Source organism: Prevotella sp. P5-108 (assembly GCF_002251385.1).
Classification (GTDB): Bacteria; Bacteroidota; Bacteroidia; order Bacteroidales; family Bacteroidaceae; genus Prevotella.
The window spans coordinates 41411-59182 of record NZ_NPJJ01000008.1 but is presented as its reverse complement, the minus strand read 5'-3'; the positions used below and the strand labels follow the sequence as shown (position 1 = coordinate 59182).

Below are 17772 nucleotides of genomic sequence, written 5' to 3'. Positions count from 1 at the left end.
TGGAAGTTTGGGCTGATTATTGTACTCTTTGGCTGGGCCAGAGAGCCTCGCCAGCTGTTTTTGGCGTATTGTTGTGATACTGGGTGTAGCAGGCGGAAGGGTATGGGGCTCGGGCAATGAGGGGAAGATGTGCTTGGAGGGTGTGCTTTGGGCAGACACTATAGCGGAGTTGACAAACAATGATTATCGGTCAAGCTGCGGGACATCAAGAAACGGTTGATGAGGCACTCGGCTTGACCGATACTCTATTGCAGGAAAACGCTGTATAGCGGCATGTTGGTGATATTCTCCTGCTGGCGGTAGGGCAGCATGGAATAGCGTATGGCAGATATTTCCCGATGCTCCATCAGGTAATTGTGCAGCGAGGTTGACTTGATGCTTGTGCCTCCCTTTACCTCTATGGGCAGCAGAGCGCCATCGCGCTGAACGAGAAAGTCCATCTCCATACGAGAGGTGTCAGAGCTGTAATAGTAGATGTGGCTGATGCCCAATGCGAGCAACTGCTGGAGAACATACTGTTCGGTGAAGGCGCCCTTGTATTCCGTAAACACGTTGTCGCCAAGCAGCACATCCTTTGCTGTGGTGTCTGCCATAGCCCCCATCAGTCCGCAATCGCAGAGAAATAGCTTGAAAGCCGACAGGTCTTCATAAAACTTCAGCGGCAGTTCGGGCTTTGTCACCCTGGTTGTCTTATATACCAAGCCGGCATCCATCAGCCATTGTATCGCCAGTTCAAATTCCTTAGCCCTGCCGCCCTTCTTTAACACACCATAGACAAACTTCTTGTTCTCTTTGGATAGCTGTCCCAGTATGGACTGCCATACCATGTCTATGCGAGGCACCTCCTGTGCCGGGGCGTGCTTGGAAAAATCGCTGGCATAATTGGATAGAATTTCGTTCTGAATAGTGCGCACCTGGTTTGGCAGCCTGTTGTCCACATACGTCTTTACGACCTCTGGCATTCCGCCAACATAATAGTATTGACGCAGATAGTCTTTCAGCTTCTCGTGGAGCGCGTTCATCACCCCATAGTCCTTGTTGTGCATCAGACAGAGCAGCTGGTCTTCTCCCATTGCCATGAGGAATTCCTCAAAGTCCATAGGAAACAGTCGCATCGACTGAACCTTGCCTACGGGAAAGGAGATGCCTGCATGCAGGGCTACGCCCAACAATGAGCCAGCCACCACGATATGATATTCGGGGGCATCTTCGCAGAAATACTTCAAAGCCTCCAGGGCCTGTGGAAATGCTTGCACCTCATCCAAGAATATAAGAGTCTTTCCAGGGATAATATCCACGCCGGTAAGCGCGCTTAATCCTCTTATGATACGCGCCGTGTCAAAGTCACCTGCATAGATGGCGTGCAGGCTCTCATTTCGGTCGCAACTGATGTAGGCCAGATTGTCGAACTCGTTCCTTCCGAATTCCTTCAGGATATAAGTCTTCCCACATTGTCTGACCCCATTTAGTATCAGGGGCTTGTGCTGCTCTCTGTTTTTCCAGTCTACAAGCTCTTTGTATATCTTCCTCTTCATCGCTTTACACTTTTCGACACATGAAATGGTCAGATGTTTACACTTTTCGACACATGTTTTGGGCGAAAACCAACACTTTCTGACACATAATGCCATCGCAAAGCTACACTTTTCGACACATACTGCCAAATAAATGATGAAAAACACGCTGGTAATTAAGATATTTTAAGTCAAGCAAGCCATTGTCAGCAGCAGATGGGTTGTCTTCTTGCTCATGGCCCCTGCCGATGGCCTCACAATAGCCATCCTCGGGTTTGCCCTTTCGGTTTGTCTCGTCGCTATATATATAATAAGGTATAGGATGTCGCACCGAAGGTCACCGGCGCGGCGCTTTGCGGTGCGGGAAGGTAAGGTGTTGCGCGTAGCCGTAGGCGTAATGCTCAATCTGATAATATCCACCTACGCATTTTATTCCATTGTCCTGCTGCGGGTAACGCCTACGGCTAATCGCAACTCCTACAGAGTTGCCAGGTTAGTGGGGGATGCTTACCCAGGGTAGCGTGCTTCGCCCGCAACCCTGGGCTGGGGAAACGCAACTCCTACAGAGTTGCTGCTGCTTATTGGAGGCCCCTCCCCATGCTCTCCCCAAGGGAGGGCACTGAAAAACTAAAACCCACTATCAAATTGAAAGTTGATGACGGAGAAATAGCTGTTTTACCCTTTATTATCTATCTATTTTAGCCTTATTTAGGCGATTTGCAGAAAGAGAAGTTACAAATCGTAAGCATTTTCCGTTTTGGTCATAAAAAAAGGGGACTTTTTCAGTGTCCTCCCAAGGGGCGGGAGCTCCTTCTTGCTGAGTTTAAGGTGGTTATGTGGTTCGCCTTCCCATTTGAGAAGGCTGGGATGGGGCCTGCTGGTGGGGTGGGGCTTCTCTTTGGCTTTTTCCCTATTGTTTATTGCGCCTATGATGGTGATGAAATAAATACAAAAAGCCGTGGCGGCGGATGGCGGCTTCGCCTTGGTGGTGATGTCGGTGCCGACTGTCAAAAAACGAGTTTTCCTCCGTGTCGCCTCCACCATCCCCACCGTCATGCACGGCATGACGCCATCCTCCGCGACGGTAAAAAAAGCGGCCTTTGGCCGTTCAAAAAGTCCGGCTTTCGCCGGTACAAAAACAACTGCTTATTGGAGACCCCTCTCCAAACCCTTCCCAATGGGCTGGGGCTTCTATGCCGTGCTCGGGGCTAACCTTGGCAATTCTTATCGTGGTCGGTGAGGGTGGGAAACGGTGCTTCGGGATGGGGTAAAAATAAAAAAGGGACTCCGCTGAGTCCCAATCTTTGTTAACCTTAAATCTAATACCATGAAAAACACGATGCAAAGGTATAAGGTTTTTATCATATCTGCAAATAAATTACCTCTTTTTTTGCTAAAAACTATAATTATTGACTTAAATCAACACTACACCCTCCTGTTTCTTGCCATCCATGAGTATTTTGAGCGGTTTGTCAAATCTCACGTGCCTTACAAATTGAGTCTCTTCGACCGCGGGCATCGCGTCGAGCACCTCCTTGCGGTAGATGCCGTTGTCGGTGTTGGTGTCGATGGTGAAGTAGCCCACGCCAAAGCTGGTGAGGTTCTGGAAGAAGTGTGTGCCCTGGCTGGGGTCCACCCGGTAGTTCTTGAGTTCGACCTCGACGATGACCTGAGCGGCGCTGATGTGAGGCCACTTGACCGGCACGCCCAGCCAAGGGTCGCTCGAGCCCCACCGTCCGGGCCCTATGAGCACGTATCCACGGCCTTCATCGAGGAAGCGGCGGTTGATGCGCTCTATCTCACAGGCTATGGCGGGGGTGTTGATGGCTGTAAACTGGTCGTCGGTCTTGACATAGACCACATCGGTCACCTCTTCGCTGGCGCCGTGGCCCAGCGAGTTGTGGGAGCGCAGCAGGCAGCGGTCGTCGCTGATGGCGCAGATGTCTTCGTCAAGCATCTGCTTGCTGTCTACGATGGGCCTTATCTGCAGGAGGAAGAAGCTGCCTGTGCGGTCGGCGTTGAGGTTGCAGGCAAACTCCACCTCTATGGGGCGTCTCATCTCTGCCGCTCCATAGCGCATGGTCATCTGCAGCAGTTGGGGCAGGGGGAACACATCTTGCTGCAGCACTCCGGCAAAGGAGATTATCTTGCGTCCGCCGTCGTAGAGTCCGTCGCGTATCACCTGGTCGTAAGGGTCGTAGGTCGACGCGATGAAGTTGAGCGCATGGTCGGCCTCGGCGTCCTTGACACGGAGTTTGAGGATGTTGAACCCATCGTCGACCTTGAAGTCTTCGCCCACGTGTTGCATGTCGAGCGCATAGAACTGGGTTTGTGTCTCGCGCAGCGCAGTCTCCATCTCGCTCGTCTGCAATACCTGATGCGGATGATAGGGCGAAACGCGCAGCGTCTGTCCTCCATCTACGATATACTTGCCCAGACCCAGCGCGAGCGAGGCGATACCCTCGTCGGCCTGTTCGTCGCCGATGGGGTAGTAGTTGATAGACCGCAGCACACCCGAGAAGTTGGGGTAGAAGCGGTTGCCATACTGGTGGCCCACCACCTCCTGCAGTATCACCGCCATCTTCTCCTGGTCTATCACGTTGCTCGTGGCGGTCATGTATGCCTTGGAGTCGCGGTAGAATACCGAGGCATATACGCCCTTGATGGCACACGCCAGCATCTGCAGCATGGCATACTTGTCGGCGAGATAGGGTATCATGTAGGTCGAGTAGATGCCGGCGAAGGGCTGATAGTGTGCGTCTTCGAGCAGCGATGATGAGCGTATGGCTATAGGGCTCTGTATGGCTTCGAAGAAAGCATAGAAGTCGGCGATGAACTCATCGGGCAGCTGCGCCTGGAGGAAGTGCTGGAGTATCTCTTCGTCAGAGGCGTCGCTGAGGGCTATCTGGTAGAGGTTGTTCTGCTCCATAAACCGGTCGAAGACATCGGTGCAGAGCACCACGGTCTTGGGTATCTGCACGCTGACGCCGGCAAACTGGTTGAAGTCGGGGTGGCGCTTGATGATGTTGTCCAGAAAAGCCAGGCCACGGCCCTTGCCGCCGAGCGAGCCTTCGCCGATGCGTGCGAAGTGGCTGAAGCGGTCGAACTTCTTGCGGTCGAACACTGCCACCACGCCCTGGTTTTTCAGGTGTCGGTACTGGACGATGGCATCGTAGATAATCTGTCGGTGGGCATCGACATCCTGCAGCTTGTTCCATGTCACATCCTTGAGGAACGCCGACACGGGGAAGATGGCGCGCGCCGAGAGCCAGCGGCTCATGTGGTTGCGGCTGATGTGGTAGAGCATGGAGTCGTTGGGAATCTTGAAGATGTTGTCCTGAAGCTCCTTCAGACTGTGTATACGCAGTATCTCCTCGTGGCTGCGCGGGTCGCGGAAGACGAAATCGCCAAATCCCATGTGCTCTTCCATCAGCCGGCGCAGGTCGAGGCTCATCTTCTTGGAGTTCTTGTCGACAAATCTGAATCCCTCGGCTTCGGCCTTGGCGCGGTTGCTGCTCTCGGAGCTCTCCATGATGAGCGGCACATACTCGTTACGGCTGCGTATCTCGCGGAAGAGCTTGATGCCGGCTTCGGGGTCCTTCTCGCCGTGGATGGGGAAGCGGGCGTCGCTGATGACGCCCAACACATTGTCGCTATAGCGTTCGTACATGGCCATTGCCTCTTCATAGGTGCGCGCGAGCACCACCTTGGGTCGTCCGCGCATACGCATGGTGGCGGCATGGCGGTTGAGCGCCTCGGTCGAGAAGCGCTGGCTCTGCAGCAGTATATAATTATAAAGGTTGGGGAGTATCGAACTGTAGAACCTTATGCTGTCTTCGACCACCAGAATCATCTGCACACCCGCCTCGTGGATGTCGTGGTCCAGATTCATCTTGTCCTCTATCAGTTTGATGATCGAGAGTATGAGGTTGGTATTGCCCAGCCAGCAGAATACGTAGTCGAAGATAGACAGGTCTTCGTGCTGCATGCGCTTGGTGATGCCATGCGAGAACGGAGTGAGCACTATGCAGTGCATGTGGGGAAACTTGTGCTTGATGGCGCGGGCCACGGCGAAGGCGTCGTTGTCGGCGTTGCCGGGCATACATATCACCAGGTCTATGTTGGTGGTGTGCAGCATCTTCTCGGCCTCCTCGGTGGTGCTCACCTGAGTGAATGTAGGCGGATAGCGCAGTCCCAGCAGCATATATTCATTGTAGATTTTCTCCTCGATGCGTCCGTCGTCTTCGAGCATGAAGGCGTCGTAGGGGTTGGCGACGATGAGCACATTGTAGATGCGTCGCATCATCAGATTGACAAAGCTCACGTCTTTGAGATAGAACTTCTCCCATTGGGCAGGTATCTTCGATTCCATAATACACATATTTATATTATGCAAAGGTATATCAAAAAACTTTTTTAGTATGCTTTGCGTCAAGATAATTTTGCTTTTTGTGGCATTATTCATTCTTTTTGTTTTAATTTGCATCATGGCGGTCGTCGCGGTCTGCCGTCCCGCCGGCCTGGCATATGTCGAAAAGTAAGTGGGGAGAGTAAAATAAATGCGTTTTTTCTTGTTTGTTTGCTTCAAATACACTACTTTTGCCATAGTAATAAACAATCTGTAAATCTCAATTACTTAAAGAAATACCACTATGGAAGTACAGAAAATCATGCAAGACCTGGAGCGCAAGCATCCTGGTGAGTCAGAGTTCCTTCAGGCAGTGAGCGAAGTGTTGGAGTCTATTAAGGACGTCTACAACCAGCATCCTGAGTTTGAAAAGGCCAAAATCGTCGAGCGCATCGTAGAGCCCGAGCGTGTACACATGTTCCGTGTGCCATGGGTAGATGACAATGGCGAGGTGCATGTCAATATAGGTTATCGCGTACAGTTCAACGGCGCCATCGGCCCGTACAAGGGCGGTCTGCGATTCCATCCCTCTGTCAACCTTTCTATTATGAAGTTCCTGGGCTTCGAGCAGACATTCAAGAACGCGCTCACCACGCTGCCTATGGGTGGCGCCAAGGGTGGTTCAGACTTCTCTCCCCGCGGTCGCAGTGATGCCGAAATCATGCGTTTCTGCCAGGCGTTCATGGACGAGCTCTATCGCTATATCGGTCCTGATGAGGACGTTCCTGCAGGCGACATCGGCGTAGGCGGTCGTGAGATTGGCTATCTCTTTGGCCAGTACAAGAAGCTCACTCATCGCTACGAAGGTGTGCTTACCGGTAAAGGCATAGAGTGGGGCGGTTCTATCCTCCGTCCCGAGGCTACCGGTTTCGGCGCGCTCTATTTCGTCAACCACATGATGAAGGACAAGGGCCTTGATATCGCCGGCAAGACAGTGGCTATCTCTGGCTTCGGCAACGTGGCTTGGGGTGCTGCCAAGAAGGCTACCCAGCTTGGTGCCAAGGTGATTACCATCAGTGGACCTGACGGTTATATCCACGACCCAGAAGGCGTCAGCGGCGACAAGATAGAATATATGCTCGAGCTCCGCTCCAGCGGCAACGACATCTGCCAGCCCTATGCTGAGGTTTATCCCGAGGCTACATTCGTGGCAGGCAAGAAGCCATGGGAGGTAAAGGCCGACATCTATCTGACCTGTGCTACCCAGAACGAGCTCAATGGCGACGACGCCGACATGATTCTCGCCAACCACCCATTGTGTGTGGCTGAGGTGAGCAACATGGGTTGTACGGCTGAGGCTGTCGAGAAGTTTGTGGCTGCCAAGCAGCTCTTCGCTCCCGGCAAGGCTGTCAACGCTGGTGGCGTGGCAACATCGGGTCTGGAGATGACTCAGAACTCTATACGCCTGCACTGGAGCAAGGACGAGGTCGACGAGAAGCTCCACTACATCATGAGCTCCATCCACGACCAGTGTGCCAAGTATGGCACTGAGCCCGATGGCTACATCAACTATGTCAAGGGTGCCAATATCGCCGGCTTCATGAAGGTAGCCAAGGCTATGCTGGCCCAGGGCGTAGTGTAAGCGACAATGCACAGACCGCGGTTGTCGGCAACGAAGCCGGCAACACGCGGTTGCTACATAACTTATGAAACAAATACGAAGAGTAATTATTGCAATCTTATCACTCTTGAGCTTTACCCCTATGCTGGCACAGACGCAGAGGGGTAAGGCTACTTTTTATTCCAAACGCGCCACCGGCGCGCGTACTGCCAGCGGCGACAGACTGCATCACGACAGTCTCACCTGCGCCCATCGCACCTATCCCTTCGGCACCCTGCTCAAGGTAACCAATCTCTCTAACAACAAGTCGGTAGTGGTCAAGGTCACCGACCGTGGCCCCTTTGCCCGTGGGCGTATCATCGACCTGTCGTGGCGTGCTGCCAAGGAGCTCGACATCCTTGCCAAGGGCGTATGCACCGTGAGGGTGGAGCGTTACAACGGCAGCGAGATTCCCTATCGTCCTGCCGAGGGTATCAATATGCCAGAGATAGACTTCGAGATAACCGAGGCAGGTTACAGTTTTACCGGCGAGTGGGCCGAGCGTATGAAGCAGAGCGATATGCCCACAACGAAGACCAAGAGAAAACACACCGCCAAGCCCCACGCTACCAAGAAGCACGCTTCCCGCAAGTCGAACAACTCGCAGCAGAAAGACCGCAACGCCGAGGACAAGAAGGAAGAGGGCAACGCGTGGTCCAATATCTTCAAGACCATCAAGAAGAAGAGCGAAGAGATGTTCTGACCCGTTTCCACTGGTCAGAGTCGCCGCCGAGGCCATTGTTCAGGCTCCGGAGGTTGTGTCCGTCGTCCCAATGATAGCCCTCTTGCCCTTGATTTGCGACAAGAATACCGCGTTGTTGCCCATGATTTGCAACAAAAGTAAAGTCCTGTTGCCCCTGATTTGCGACAAAAATAGCAGTTTGTTGCCCATGATTTGTAACAAATTTGTCTGAAAGTTTCTGGAACTCAAGAAAATTCCATATCTTTGCACCAAGTCAAGATAATTCATTATGTTTGAACGGCAGATATTGGCTAAGCTGGAGCAATGGAAAACCTCAAGCCGGCGCAAGCCATTAATATTAAGAGGTGCAAGGCAAGTGGGCAAGACAACGGTTGTCAACCAATTTGGCAAGCAGTTTGACAACTATCTCTATTTCAACATGGAGATGGCCGAGAATGTCAGGATGTTTGAGATGGCAATTCCCCTTGACGATTTGGTTGACATGCTCTTTGCCAGTCAGGGCAAGGCGAGAACCCCTGGCAATACCCTCATATTCATCGATGAAATCCAGAATTCGCCTAAGACCATCGGGCTGCTCAGATATTTCTACGAGCGGCGCCCCGACCTCCATGTCATAGCCGCTGGCAGTCTGCTCGAAAATCTCATTGATGTAAAGGTGAGTTTTCCGGTAGGGCGGGTGCAGTATCTTGCCTTGCGGCCCTGCTCGTTCTACGAGTTTCTGGGTGCAACGGGCAAGCACAATCTGCTGGCCTTATTGAGAGAAAAGCCAGAGATGACCGTGGCGTTTCATGAGCAGATGATGCATTGGTTCAACCTTTTCGCCATCGTTGGCGGAATGCCTGAGGCAGTGAAGCAATATGCAGAAACACGTGATATTGTTGCCCTTGAAGATGTCTATGAGACACTGGTGCAAGCCTACAAGGATGATGCAGAGAAATATGTGGCAGGTAACAAGCTAACAGACACCGTGAGGTTTATCCTCTCGTATGGTTGGGCGTCGGCCGGCGAGACCATTACGCTCGGCAACTTTGCCAACTCGGGGTATAAATCGCGTGAGGTGGGCGAAGCCTTTCGTCTCCTTGAGAAGGCCATGCTCCTTGAGTTGGTCTATCCGGTGTCTTCGACCCAGCTGCCTTTGGTTCCAGAGACGCGGAGGATGCCCAAACTGATATGGTTTGATACCGGGCTGGTCAATTATCAAGCCGGTATACGCCGTGAGATTATCGGTTCGACTGATATGGTTGACTCCTGGCGCGGACACATAGCCGAGCAGGTGACGGCACAGGAACTGCTGTCGCTCGACGACCGTGTGGGGCAGCGCAGAGCCTTCTGGGCCAAGGTCAACAATGGTGCCGAGGTCGACTTTGTCATTAACCACGAGTCGCGGCTTTATCCCATAGAGGTCAAGAGCGGTTCCAACTCGCATCTGCGTTCGCTCCAGGTGTTTATGGACAGTTGCGACCACGATGTGGCTGTAAGGATATGGTCCAAACCTTATTCCGTAGACAGGGTCAATACGCCCAAAGGCAAGACATTCAGACTCGTCAATCTGCCATTCTATCTCATCGGGCGTATCCATGACATCCTGGAAGAGGTGTCCAATCGCTGAAAAAACAGCATTACATTCAGTCTTTTTGTGTCGTGTGGTTACATCTTTTTTTGTAACTTTGCAACAGATTGGAACTGAACTTTATCGGAAGAAACATTAAGAAAACGACAATGAAGATATTTGGTATCGGAATGAACTACATCCAACACAATAAAGAGTTGGATGGTGCGTTATATAAGACAGAGGCCCCAGTGTTGTTCACCAAGGCCGACTCGTCGCTGCTCAAGTCGGGCAAACCCTTCTTCGTTCCCGACTTCATGGGACGCATAGACTATGAGGCCGAGTTGGTGATACGCATCTGCAGGTTGGGCAAGAACATTCCCCAGCGTTTCGCCCATCGCTACTATGATGCCGTGACGGTGGGTATCGACTTCACCGCCCGCGATGTGCAGCAGCAGCTGCGCGAGAAGGGTCTGCCCTGGGACCTCAGCAAGAGCTTCGACGGTGCCGCAGCTATCGGCGAGTGGGTCGGCAAGGACAAGTTTCTCGATGTGCAGGCCCTGCGGTTCCACCTCGATATCAATGGACAGACCGTGCAGGAAGGCTGCACCGCCGACATGGTCTTCGGCATCGACGAGATAGTGGCCTACATCAGCCAGTATTTCACCCTGAAGACAGGCGACGTAATCTTCACCGGTACTCCTGCCGGCGTGGGTCCCGTGCATATCGATGACCATCTGGAAGGTTATGTCGAAGAGCGCAAGGTGCTCGAGTTTAACTGTAAGTGAGACGATATTGAAACATAAAACCATCAGCCATCTGAAATCAGTCAGATACATATTAATCATGATACTTCTTGCGTCGGCTATGACAACCCGGGCGCAGAAGTTTTATAATTTGACCGCCCAGCAGGTCAAGATAGACAGCGTGGCCCCCACCTTTGCCTGCGCCATACCCCTCTCGGGCGATTATGCCGACAGTGTCTATACCGTCAGCATAGCCTATCCCGAATATATCGACATGACGGCTGCCGACGTAGCCCGCTACCGGCTTGCCACCCATGATGTCCGGCCCGGCGCAAGCCCCCTTATCACCCAGCACATCGTCACCTCGCGCCGCCAGGCCAGCCTGGAGGTCGCTTTCTGCCCCGTGGTCTTCCGCGGAGGCCGTCACCAGCTGCTTGTCAGTTTCATGCTCGATGTGCAGTCGCGCCCCCTCAGTCGTGCCGCCCGTCGCCGCCAGCGTGCGGCAGTGGTCCCTGTGGGCGAGCGCTATGCCGCCAACTCCGTGCTGGCCCAAGGACGATGGGCGAAGATACGCGTGAGCGAGAGCGGAGTCTACCAGATTACCGAGTCGCTCATCCGCCGTGCCGGATTTACCGATCTTTCGCGTGTGCATGTCTATGGCATGGGCGGCGCCCTCATCGACGAGAAGCTGACGGGTGCCAGTCTGCAAGCCCATGATGATTTGCGCGAGGTGCCCATCTGCCAGGTCGGCGGCAAGCGCCTCTTCTACGCCCAAGGCCCCGTGAGCTGGAGCGCCAACGATGCCACTGTGCGCACCCGCAATCCCTATTCGCAGTATGGCTACTACTTCATCACCCAGACCGATGAGGCTGTGACGCCCATCGATTCCGCCCAGTTTGTAAGCAGCATCTATCCCTCGCCCCACGATTACCACTGGCTCCACGAGACCGACAACTACGCCTGGTATCATGGCGGCCGCAACCTCTATGAGAATACCCCCATCGCCTTCAACTCTTCCTACGCCTACAGTCTGCCTGCCTTCAGCGGTTCGCAGCAGACAGCCCGTATAACCGTAGCCGTGTCGGCTGGTGGGGAAAGCCGTGTGGATGTATTCCTGGCCGACTCGCTGCTGGGCACCATCAGCATCATGCCCCAGAGCTATGACAAGGGAGCGTCGGCGACAGCCACCTACCGCATAGGCCGTTATGCCTCCGACGCCAAACTCGTCATCAAGACCATCGGCAGTTCGACGGTGCGTCTCGACTATATCTCGATGGCTTTCGACTCACCGCGTCCGGCTCCCAGCCTGACGGGCAATATCCCCGTCCCCGATTACGTCTACAACATTACCAACCAGAACCACCATGCCGACGGTCCTGCCGACATGGTCATCATTATCCCCACCAGTCAGAAGCTGCTTGCCCAGGCCGAGCGCATCAAGCGCCTCCATGAGCAGCGCGACGGCATGCGCGTGACCATCGTTCCTGCCGACGAGCTCTTCAACGAGTTCTCCAGCGGAACGCCCGATGCCAGCGCCTACCGCCATTACCTCAAGATGCTCTACGACCGCGCCGAGACCGAAAGCGATATGCCGCGCTATCTGCTACTCTTCGGCGACGCCGTGTGGGACAACCGCATGCTCATCAGCGACACCCGCCGTCTCAGTGCCGACGACTATCTGCTGTGTTACGAGAGTGAGAACTCTTTCAGCGAGCTCTACTGCTACGTGAACGACGGTTTCTTCACGCTGATGGACGATGGCGAAGGCACCGATATCGCCCGCGACAAGGAGGATATTGCTGTGGGACGCATACCCGTGACCACAGCCGAGGCAGCCAAGGGCGTGGTAGACAAGATAGAGGCCTACATGACCAACGGCAATGCCGGCGCATGGCAGAACGTGCTCATGTTTATGGGAGACGACGGCAACCAGAATATCCACATGAAGGATGTCGACATGGCTGCCGAGCAGGTGGCTGCGCTCCATCCTGGCTATCATATCAAGAAGGTGATGTGGGACGCATACCAGCGCGAGTCGTCGGCCACCGGCCACGCCTATCCCGGTGCTTCGCAGGATGTGAAGCAGCAGATGGCTGCCGGTGCGCTCATCATGGACTACAGCGGCCACGGCCGCGCCGAGCAGTTGTCGCATGAGCGGGTGGTGACCATCAACGACTTTGAACAGGCGCGCAACGCCAATCTGCCCCTGTGGATTACGGCATCGTGCGACATCATGGCCTTCGACGGTGTCGAGCCCACGATAGGCGAGACCGCCGTATGCAATGCCAAGGGCGGAGCCGTAGCCTTCTGGGGTACCACGCGCACCGTGCAGACCCTCTACAACCGTCCGCTCAATATGGCTTACCTGCGCCACGTGCTCACCGTGACCGACGGACGCCCCACCACCCTCGGCGAGGCGCAGCGTCTGGCCAAGAACGAGATGGTGACCACCGGACAGGATGTCACCGTCAACAAGTTGCAGTTTACCCTCCTCGGCGACCCCGCCATGACGCTCAATCTGCCCACCATGACCGCTGTCATCGACAGCATCAACGGTGTATCCGTGACCGCCGACGCCCGTCTGCAGGTGGGTAAGGTGGCGCGCATATCCGGCCACATCGAGCAGGCACAAGACTTCGACGGAGTGGTGACAGCCACCGTGCGCGATGTGCGCGAACTGGTGACCTGCAAGCAGAACAATCAGGCTGAGGCCGAGGAAGCCTTCACCTATTATGACCGCAAACGCGTCATCTACCATGGTTCCGACAGCGTCAGGGCCGGTCGCTTTGCCCTCACCTTTGCCGTGCCCAAAGACATATCCTACTCCGACGGAACTGGGCTCATCAACCTCTACGCCGTAGACAATGCCCGCCAGCGCGAGGCCCACGGCGCCTTCGACCGCTTCACCGTAGCCGGAGGCGAGGTGACCACCGACTCCATAGGCCCATCCATCTACTGCTATCTCAACTCGCCCCAGTTTGTCAACGGAGGCAAGGTCAACACCACGCCCTACTTCGTGGCAGAGATCACTGATGAAGACGGCATCAACGCCACCGGCAGCGGCATCGGCCACGACCTGCAGCTCGTCATCGACGGCGACATGGCAAAGACCTACACCCTCAACGACAACTTCGCCTTCGACTTTGGTACCTATACCCGTGGCACCACCTATTATAATATACCCGAACTCACCGAGGGCAAGCACACCCTCGTCTTCCGGGCTTGGGATGTGCTCAACAATGCTTCTACCGCCCGTCTCGATTTCACCGTGGTGCGCGGACTCGAGCCCAATATCTTCAGCGTGGGTCTGAGCAAGAACCCTGCTACCACCTATACCACCTTTATCATCAACCACGACCGCACAGGCAGTCCCATGGACATCGACATCGAAGTCTTCGACATGAGTGGACGTCTCCTCTGGACCCACTCCGAGAACGGGGTGCCCGCCACGGGAGCCTATACCGTAGACTGGGACCTGACGCTCGACACCGGCGGACGCCTCCAGACGGGAGTCTATCTCTACCGCGTGCGTGCCGGCTCTGATGGCAGCAAGAAAACATCCAAAGCAAAGAAACTTATCGTCTTGGGCAATAATTAGGCGGTAGTCTCCGTTATCCTATAGCATAACAATAGTAGAAGTATAATGAACAAGCTCACATCTATCATTTTCGCCATACTCCTTGTCATGGTTGCTGCCACGGTGCAGGCCCAGGACAAGAAAGATATGTTCAATCCCGTCAACACTTCGGTGACCTCGCAGACGATAGCCCCCGACGCACGTGCAGCCGGAATGGGCGATGTGGGTGTGGCTACCGATGCCGATGTCAACTCCCAATACTGGAACCCCGCCAAGTACCCCTTTGCCATTTCGCGTGCCGGAGTGGCGCTCAACTATACCCCCTGGCTGCGACAGCTGGTCAACGATATGGATGTGGCCTATCTCGCCGGCTACTACCGCATAGGCGACTACAGTGCCGTGTCAGCCTCTATGCGCTACTTCTCCATGGGCGAGGTCTTCATGGACGGTCACACCGATGACAATGCCATGACCATCAACCCCTATGAGATGTCGCTCGATGTGGCCTATTCGCTCATGCTCAGCGAGACCTTCTCTATCGCCGCCGGCGTGAGATGGATTTACTCCGACCTTACCTTTGACTTCAATGAAGACACCCAGCCCGGTTCAGCCTTTGCCGCCGACATCGCCGCATACTACCAGAACTACATCAATCTGGGCCAGCGCGAGTGCCAGTTGGGCTTGGGACTGAATATCTCCAACATCGGTAGCAAAATCAATTTCGGTGGCGACAACCACAGCTTCTTCATCCCCACCAACCTGCGCCTCGGAGCCTCGCTCAAGGTGCCCATCGACGAGTACAATCGCATCACCTTCGCCGCCGATGCCAACAAGCTGCTCGTGCCTACCTACCCCAAGCAGCGGGAGGGCGAGGACGAAGAGCAGTACAAGCAGCGCATGGAGGACGAATACTGGAACGTGTCGTCCATCAGCGGTATCTTCAAGAGCTTCACCGATGCACCCAACGGATTTAAGGAAGAGTTGGAGGAAATCAACTGGAGCGTGGGCGCAGAGTACGAGTATAACGACAAGTTCTTCCTCCGTGCCGGTTATCACCACGAGAGCGAGAACAAGGGCAACCGCAAGTACTTCACCGTGGGCGCCGGCTTCCGCATGAAGGTCTTCTCGCTCGACGCCGGTTATGTCATCGCCACCGCCAAGACCAATCCGCTTGACCAGACGATGCGCTTCACCCTGAGTTTTGATATGGACGGCATCAAGGACATCTTCCGCCGTCGCTAATTCCACCTTATTATATATTATGACAAAGATTAGAGTAGGCATGGGCTTCGACGTCCACCGGCTGGTGCCCGACCGCGAACTGTGGCTCGGTGGTATCCGTATTCCCCACACCATGGGATTGCTGGGCCATAGCGATGCCGACGTGCTCATCCATGCCATCTGCGACGCCCTCTTAGGTGCAGCCAATATGCGCGATATCGGCTATCATTTCCCCGACACCTCGGCAGAGACACTCAACGTAGACAGCAAGATACTGCTTGCCAAGACCATCGACCTTATTGCCACCCGCGGCTACCGTGTGGGCAATGTCGACGCCACCGTCTGCGCCGAGCGGCCCAAAATCAATCCGCATGTGCCCGCGATGAAGGCATGTCTCGCCCATGTCATGGGCATCGACGAGGACGACGTCTCCATCAAGGCCACCACCACCGAGCGACTGGGCTTCACCGGCCGAGAAGAGGGCATCAGCGCCTACGCCGTGGTGCTCATCGAGAAGGCATAACCCGCTTTCTCCATCCATTTTACCATCCATAACCATCAAGAGGGATGCCTCCCGCGGCCCGTCATGAAGCGTAGGCATCCCCATACTATTAACCACCATCAACGACATGATACACGACAGAAATTACCAAGAGATTATAGAGAATATTTGCCGCGAGATACAGCCTTATGCCCAACTGGGACGACAGGCCGATTACATCCCCGCGCTCGCCAGTGTAGACCCCGACAAGTTTGGCATCTATCTGAGCGTCCTCGGCGGCGACGATTGCATGTATGGCGACTACGACACCTGTTTTTCCATTCAGAGTATAGCCAAGGTTTTCTCGCTTGCTATAGCGCTGAGCCTTGAGGGAGAGAACCTGTGGATGCGTTTAGGAAAAGAGCCGTCGGGCACGCCTTTCAACTCATTGGTGCAGCTCGAGTACGAGCATGGCCGCCCACGCAATCCCTTTATCAATGCCGGCGCTCTGGTGGTGGCCGATGTGCTGCTGTCTCATCTCGACGATGCCCAGGAGTTCTTCATCCAGTTTGTGCGCCAGCTTAGTGGCAATGTCACGGTCGACTATTCGATGGAGGTAGCAGAGTCGGAGTACGAGACCGCCTATCTCAACGCTTCCATCGCCTATCTGCTCAAGCATTATGTCAACCTGCACAACCCCGTCGACGAGGTGCTGCGGTTCTATAGCATGATATGTTCTGTGGAGATGAACTGCCGCGACCTGGCTCGAGCCTTTGTCGCCTTTGCCAAGAGCGATGAGCCCTTCGACCACGCCGGCGTGAAGTTGAGTGCGTCGGGCGTGAAGCGCATCAACGCCATCATGCAGACCTGTGGCTTCTACGATGAGGCGGGCGAGTTTTCCTTCCTCGTGGGACTGCCTGGCAAGAGCGGTGTAGGTGGCGGCATCGTGGCAGTCTATCCCTCGCGCTATTCCATCGCCGTTTGGAGTCCGCGACTCAACAAGCACGGCAATTCCATCATGGGCATCAAGGCGCTCGAGCGGTTTACCACCGAGACCAGCGAGTCTATCTTCTGATAATATCCACTTACCCATTTCATTCCATTGTCCTGTTGCTTGGGTGGGCTCTATTGCACGTTTTTATCCACCATTTATTGCGTCTATAAGGGGATGACATAAACACAAAAAGCCGTGGCGGCGGCTGTCGGCTTCGCCTTGGTGTGGATGGTGCGCACCCCTGGCAACTCTGTAGGAGTTGCGATTTCATAGCCCAGGGTTGAGGTGCGCAGCGCCTCTACCCTGGGTACATATATAATAAGGTGTAGCAACGCTGTAAGTGTTGCGGTTAGCCGAAGGCGTTATACTCAATCTGATAATAACCACCTACCCATTCCTACCCTTTATCCTGCTGCAGGTAACGCCTACGGCTAATCGCAACTCTTACAGAGTAGCCAGATTAGTGGGGGGCAGTTACCCAGGGTAGCGTGCTTCGCCCGCAACCCTGGGCTGGGGAATCGCAACTCCGTCAGAGTTGCTGCTGCTTGCTGAAGCCCCTCCCCGAGCCCTCCCCAGGGGAGGGCACTGAAAAACTAAAACCCACTATCAAATTGAAAGTTGATGACGGAGAAATAGCTGTTTTACCCTTTATTATCTGTCTATTTTAGCCTTATTTTAGGCGATTTGCAGAAAGAGAAGTTACAAATCGTAAGCATTTTCCGTTTTGGTCATAAAAAAAGTGGACTTTTTCAGTGCCCTCCCAGGGGGCGGGAGCGCATTATTACTGAGTTTAAGGCGGTTTGAGTGACGCTACTTCTCCTTGGGGAAGGCTTGGGTGGGACATCTCTATCCCCTGACAACTCTGTGGGAGTTGCTGCTGCTTGTGGAGGGCCAATTGTGGGGGTTATCCATTAATAGATACTTCTATAATAGGTTGACATAAACACAAAAAGCCGTGGCGGTGGCTGTCGGCTTCGCC

At 54.3% G+C, this 17772-nt stretch carries 11 protein-coding genes; 9 read left to right on the top strand and 2 right to left on the bottom strand.

Going from position 1 to position 17772, the window contains the following annotated elements; all coding sequences use genetic code 11:
• Positions 1–245 precede the first annotated feature (245 nt).
• A complete protein-coding gene (locus tag CIK95_RS01275; protein ID WP_022310313.1) occupies positions 246–1535 on the bottom strand; it encodes an ATP-binding protein in 1290 nt (429 codons plus the stop codon).
• 696 nt (positions 1536–2231) lie between these two features.
• On the opposite strand from CIK95_RS01275, the gene CIK95_RS12650 reads away from it, so the two are divergent.
• Positions 2232–2726 (top strand): hypothetical protein, encoded by a 495-nt coding sequence (locus CIK95_RS12650; protein ID WP_144007672.1) that lies wholly within the window; start codon positions 2232–2234, stop codon positions 2724–2726.
• Positions 2727–2928: 202 nt separating this feature from the next.
• Here the strand turns inward: CIK95_RS12650 and CIK95_RS01265 are convergent, their stop codons facing one another.
• Positions 2929–5886, bottom strand: a complete 2958-nt coding sequence (locus CIK95_RS01265) for a PEP/pyruvate-binding domain-containing protein (RefSeq protein ID WP_094466048.1) — start codon at positions 5884–5886, stop codon at positions 2929–2931.
• Between the two features lie 280 nt (positions 5887–6166).
• Between CIK95_RS01265 and gdhA the strand changes: the two genes are divergently transcribed.
• The 8 genes from gdhA to CIK95_RS01220 all read left to right on the top strand — a co-directional run bounded on the left by gdhA (position 6167) and on the right by CIK95_RS01220 (position 16874).
• Entirely contained in the window at positions 6167–7504 is a 1338-nt protein-coding gene (gene gdhA, locus CIK95_RS01260; RefSeq protein WP_022309715.1) for an NADP-specific glutamate dehydrogenase, read from the top strand.
• A 121-nt stretch (positions 7505–7625) separates the two neighbouring features.
• On the top strand, positions 7626–8225 hold the full coding sequence (locus CIK95_RS01255) for a septal ring lytic transglycosylase RlpA family protein (RefSeq protein ID WP_022309714.1): 600 nt from the start codon (positions 7626–7628) through the stop codon (positions 8223–8225).
• Positions 8226–8493: 268 nt separating this feature from the next.
• On the top strand, positions 8494–9834 hold the full coding sequence (locus tag CIK95_RS01245; protein WP_094386684.1) for an ATP-binding protein: 1341 nt from the start codon (positions 8494–8496) through the stop codon (positions 9832–9834).
• A 110-nt stretch (positions 9835–9944) separates the two neighbouring features.
• Positions 9945–10562 (top strand): fumarylacetoacetate hydrolase family protein, encoded by a 618-nt coding sequence (locus tag CIK95_RS01240; protein WP_022309713.1) that lies wholly within the window; start codon positions 9945–9947, stop codon positions 10560–10562.
• 79 nt (positions 10563–10641) lie between these two features.
• Positions 10642–14118 carry a type IX secretion system sortase PorU gene (gene porU, locus CIK95_RS01235; protein WP_254046382.1) on the top strand — a complete coding sequence of 1159 codons (3477 nt, stop codon included), beginning with the start codon at positions 10642–10644 and terminating at the stop codon, positions 14116–14118.
• Positions 14119–14163: 45 nt separating this feature from the next.
• Entirely contained in the window at positions 14164–15339 is a 1176-nt protein-coding gene (gene porV, locus CIK95_RS01230; RefSeq protein ID WP_094386681.1) for a type IX secretion system outer membrane channel protein PorV, read from the top strand.
• A 19-nt stretch (positions 15340–15358) separates the two neighbouring features.
• Positions 15359–15841 (top strand): 2-C-methyl-D-erythritol 2,4-cyclodiphosphate synthase, encoded by a 483-nt coding sequence (ispF, locus tag CIK95_RS01225; protein WP_094420997.1) that lies wholly within the window; start codon positions 15359–15361, stop codon positions 15839–15841.
• A 106-nt stretch (positions 15842–15947) separates the two neighbouring features.
• The gene (locus tag CIK95_RS01220; protein WP_094420999.1) at positions 15948–16874 is read left to right on the top strand and encodes a glutaminase; all 927 of its coding nucleotides are present in this window, start codon (positions 15948–15950) and stop codon (positions 16872–16874) included.
• Positions 16875–17772 lie beyond the last annotated feature (898 nt).